At 76.5% G+C, this 230-nt stretch carries 1 pseudogene; it reads right to left on the reverse strand.

Going from position 1 to position 230, the window contains the following annotated elements:
- Positions 1–226: pseudogene (locus tag HUW62_RS47715) on the reverse strand (hypothetical protein); the annotation flags it as partial.
- Positions 227–230: the final 4 nt, after the last annotated feature.

Here is a 230-nt window from a genome sequence, read left to right on the forward strand (position 1 = left end):
ACGGCAGGACCACCAGCCCCATCACCCCGAGCCACAGCGCACCCCAGGCCGCGCGCGACGCGGGCCCCTCGCTCCGGCGCAACGACACACACGGCGCGCAGAAGGCGGACTCGCCCAGGAGCTCCAGGCACTCGCCGCACAGGAAGCTTCCGCAGCGCGCGCAGGTGGCCACCGCGGAGGCGTCCGCGTGGCGCGCGCACAGGGCGGCCGTGCTCTCCACCGTCACCGGG

It is taken from the genome of Myxococcus sp. AM011, assembly GCF_013372595.1.
Taxonomy (GTDB): domain Bacteria; phylum Myxococcota; class Myxococcia; order Myxococcales; family Myxococcaceae; genus Myxococcus; species Myxococcus eversor.